The organism is Acidovorax sp. KNOB132 (genome assembly GCF_057541515.1).
Map to the genome: position 1 here is coordinate 1 of NZ_BAAJYT010000309.1, position 3953 is coordinate 3953.

Annotated in this window: 2 protein-coding genes and 2 pseudogenes; 1 reads left to right on the forward strand and 3 read right to left on the reverse strand. The window is 69.2% G+C overall.

Annotation, left to right across the window (positions count from 1 at the left end):
- The 3 genes and pseudogenes from aroE to AC27IO_RS21500 form a co-directional block, all read right to left on the reverse strand.
- Positions 1–373: pseudogene (gene aroE, locus AC27IO_RS21490) on the reverse strand (shikimate dehydrogenase); the annotation flags it as partial.
- Between the two features lie 70 nt (positions 374–443).
- Complete coding sequence (locus AC27IO_RS21495) at positions 444–1304, reverse strand: energy transducer TonB (protein ID WP_272567239.1); 861 nt, start codon at positions 1302–1304, stop codon at positions 444–446.
- Positions 1301–3391: a ribonuclease catalytic domain-containing protein gene (locus tag AC27IO_RS21500; protein ID WP_498740675.1), complete on the reverse strand. Its 2091-nt coding sequence runs from the start codon at positions 3389–3391 to the stop codon at positions 1301–1303. The genes AC27IO_RS21495 and AC27IO_RS21500 overlap by 4 nt, the downstream gene beginning before the upstream one ends.
- A gap of 83 nt (positions 3392–3474) precedes the next feature.
- Between AC27IO_RS21500 and AC27IO_RS21505 the strand changes: the two are divergent.
- A pseudogene (locus AC27IO_RS21505) lies at positions 3475–3953 on the forward strand (hypothetical protein); the annotation flags it as partial.

The window sequence follows — 3953 nt, forward strand, 5'->3', positions numbered from 1 at the left end:
TGCCCGCCAGCGGCACGCCGGCGTTGCGCACGATGTCGGCCACCAGGCCCAGGCCGTCGGTGTTGTCGGCGGCGATGCGGCCGTCGTCGCCGAAGGTGAGGGTGTTGGCCGCACCGGCCAGCCGCACCCGCTCGCTGCCCTGGGCGGCCAGCCGTGCGGCGTCGAGCTTGAAGGGCACGGTCACGTTGCAGCCGCGCCCGCCCGCCGCGGCGAAGTCGGCCAGGGCCTGCGGGAAGCCGTCCAGCGGCACCAGCCGGCGGGCATACGACAGGCGCACGCCGGTGAGTTCGGCGAAGCGCGCATGGATCCAGGGCGAGCGGCTGTGCTCGACCGGGTTGCCCATCACGCAGTAGGAATCCACGGGCGAAGTCATCGGGGTGTCGTGCGGAAGAAAAGCGGCAAGGAAAGTACGGCGCAGGACGTACGGCGAAGGGGGCGCGGCGTCAGCGCACGCTGGTTTCCAGGGTCTGGTCGCGCGTGAACTTGAAGCGCGAGACCACGGCGATCTGGTCGGCCTTGGCCCGCATGGCGGGGCCGAACACGCCGAACGGCCCGGCCGAGCGGGCGATGGCCTGGGCGCGGTTGTCGAGCAGGCGGTTGCCCGAGCCCTGCACGATCTCGGTCTCCAGCACCGTGCCGTCGTGGTTGACGGTCACGATCATCGTCAGCTCGCCGTAGAGTTTCTTGCCGCCCTGTTCGGGAAAGTTGTCGGTGCCCTTGTCCTCGATCTTGCGGCGCAGCCCGTCGTAGTAGATCGCGTAGACCTCCTCGCGCGTGGCGGGGCTGATGTAGCGCTTCTTGGGGCGGGCGTTCTCTTCGTTGATGCGCTTTTCGATCTCGGCCAGCAGCTTGATGAGCTGGCGGCGCTTTTCCTCCTGCGCCAGCGCGTCGGCGCTCTGGCTCGGCTGGCGCGGGTCGGGCACCGGCAGGGTGGCGAGCTGCTTGCGCAGCTGGGCCAGCAGCTGGCTTTGCTGCTCCTGCATGGCGTCGAGCTTGCGCTGGGCCTCCTCGAAATCGTCGCCCACCGCCGTGAGGGCCGAGTAGGGCAGGGGGCTGGTCGCGCGGCCCTTGGCGGCCTCGCCGCCTCCGGCCAGCGACGACTGCGCGATCGCCTGGGCCTTGTCCGGCCGCTCGCTGGACTTGGCGTTGACCAGGATCACTTCCAGCGGCGTGTCCTGGAAGACGCGGTTGAAGCTCTCGGGGTCGATGAACCGCACCGACAGCAGCACCGCATGCACGGCGATGGACACGCCGAGCGCCAGCTGCAGCGTGCTGAATCGTTGGAAGAAGGCGGGCAGTTTCACGGCGCCCGATTATCCGTGCTGGCGCTGGCGCCGGCCTCGGTTTCGTTCACGTCCACCGCGATGGCGATGGGGCCGGCCACGGCCTCTTCGTCGTCCTCGCCCGCCTCGTCGCCCTGCGGCGTGGCCTCGGCGCTGTCGGCGGGGCTGTCCAGGCGCTCCAGCACCGTGCCGTTCACGTCGAGCGTGATCTCGTCGATCTCACCGAGCTTGACGCGCACCCGCGCGCCGCGCGGCAGGTTCTGCGCGCCCAGCACGGGCAGCACCAGCGGCAGCGTGTCGGCCCGCACGAGGAAGCTCCCCCCGGGGCCTTCCTTGAACACGGTGGCCTCGATCTCCGTGATGCCGTTCTGCTGCAGGTATTGCAACGTCCAGAAGCGCTCCATGCCGGCCTGGTAGCCGTTGTAGGCGCTGTAGGCCGCATCGAAGCTGCTGATGACGGAGAACAGATCCGCGTCCTTGGGCTTGAACGGCGCGGCCAGCGCGGCGGTCTTGCCGTGGCGCACGCACGCGATGATCTGCCACTGGTTCACCAGGTCCACGTAGCGGCGCAGCGGCGAGGTCGCCCAGGCGTAGCTCTTGACGCCGATGCCCGCGTGCGGCAGCGCCTTGGTGCCCATGCGCACCTTCACGCCGGGCGCCAGGCTGGCCTGGCTGCGGTAGACGCCGGGCACGCCGTGGTCGGCCAGCAGGCCGCCCCAGGTGCTGTTGGCCACGATGGCGGCCTCGGCCACGATCAGGTCCAGCGGGGCGCCGCGCCGGCGCGTGGTGATCGAGACGGTCTCGCGGCCCTGCGGCTCGGCGCCGTCGTTGCCGGTGAGGCGGAAGTTGTAGTCCGGCCGGTTGAAGGTCTCGGGCTTGCCGCGCACCACCTCGCGCTGGGCCTTGAGGCTTTGGGCCAGGCGGTACAGAAACGATAGCTGCCCGCGCAGCTCCAGCAAGCGCTGGGGGGCTTCCGGGGCCTGCACCGTGGGGTCGGTCAGCCAAGCTTCGGTGACGATGTGGTCCAGCTGGTCGTGGCGCAGGTTGGCCGCCACGGGCACGCGTTCCAGCTTGGTTTCGGTGCCGGTGACTTCGAGCGTGGCCTCGTCGATGGTCACGTAGAGCGACACGGCCGGGTTGGCGCGGCCTTCGTCCAGGGTGTAGATCTTCACCACCTCGTCGGGCAGCATGGTGATCTTGTAGCCGGGCATGTACACCGTGGACAGGCGGTTGCGCCCCAGCTGGTCGAGCGGCGTGCCCGGCACGATGGCCAGGCCCGGCGCCGCGATGTGGATGCCCAGCACCACGGTGCCCGTACCCAGGCCCTGCACCGACAGCGCGTCGTCGATCTCGGTCGTCTGGGAGTCGTCGATGGAATACGCCTGCACGGGCGCCAGCGGCAGGTCCTCGGGCGGCTGCGGCGCGGTGATCGCCGCAAAGCCGGTGCCCTTGGGAAAGTTGTCGAACAGGAAGCGCTTCCAGTGGAACTGGTAGGCCGAGTCGATGGCGCCGGCCCGCTGCAGCAGATCGAGCGGTGGCAGGTGGGTGGCGCGGCTGGCCTCCACCACGGCCTTGTACTCGGGCGCGTTCTTGTCGGGGCGGAACAGGATCTTGTAGAGCTGCTCGCGGATCGGCTGCGGGCATTCGCCCCGGCCGAGCTGCTCGGCCCAGTCGGCGATCTGCTGCAGCACGAGCTTCTTTTTCTCGATGGCGGCCAGCGCCTGCTGAAGGATCTCGGCCGGCGCCTTCTTGAAGCGGCCCTTGCCCGCGCGGCGGAAGTAGTGCGGCGCCTCGTACAGCGCGAACAGCGCGCCGGCCTGCTGGACGAGGGTGGCGTTCTCGGAGAAATAGTCCCGCGCCAGGTCGGCGAAGCCGAATTCGTCCTCGGGGGCGAACTCCCAGGCCAGGTCGAGTTCGATCGACGCGGCCACGGCCTGCGCCTGGGCGAGCATCTCGGCCGGGGCGGGTTTTTCGAACCGGATCAGCAGGTGGGCGGCCTTGACCTTCACCCGTTTGCCCGAGTCGAGCTCGATCTGGGCGGAGCTTTCGGCCTCGGAAAGGATGCGTCCGGCGAGAAATTTGCCGGTTTCTTCAAACAATGCATGCATGGGCGGGATTGTCCCATGGGTGCCCGAGGGGCCGAACGGGCGGCCCTGCCTATGATCGGCCCTTTGCCTTGGCCAACCGCCCCATGCCTTTGTTCAACGCTTTCGCCGCCGCGCTGGCCACCGTGGCCGTGGCGCTGCCGTTCCTGTTCGCGCACACCCAGGCGCCGCTGTCCAATTTCTGGCCGCTGATGGTGTCGGGCGCGTGCGCCCTCGTGCTGGCGGGCCTGGCGATCGGCGGCGGCCTGGGGCTGGTGCTGGGGCTGCTCACCGGCTCGCTGCGCCTGGCCGAGACGCTGCTCGACTCCACCATCCAGATGGTGCGCAACATTCCGGCGCTGGCGCTCATTCCGCTGGTGATCCTGTGGTTTGGCATCGACGAGTCGGCCAAGCTGTTCCTCATCAGCGTGTCGGTGTTCTTTCCTATCTACCTGAACACCTTCCACGAACACCATGCGCATCCGCTTCATCGCATCCCTGGTCGCCGCCGCGTTCGCCGTATCGGGCGTGGCCCACGCCGACCAGCTGGCCGACATCAAAAAGAAGGGCGAGCTGGTCGTCGGCG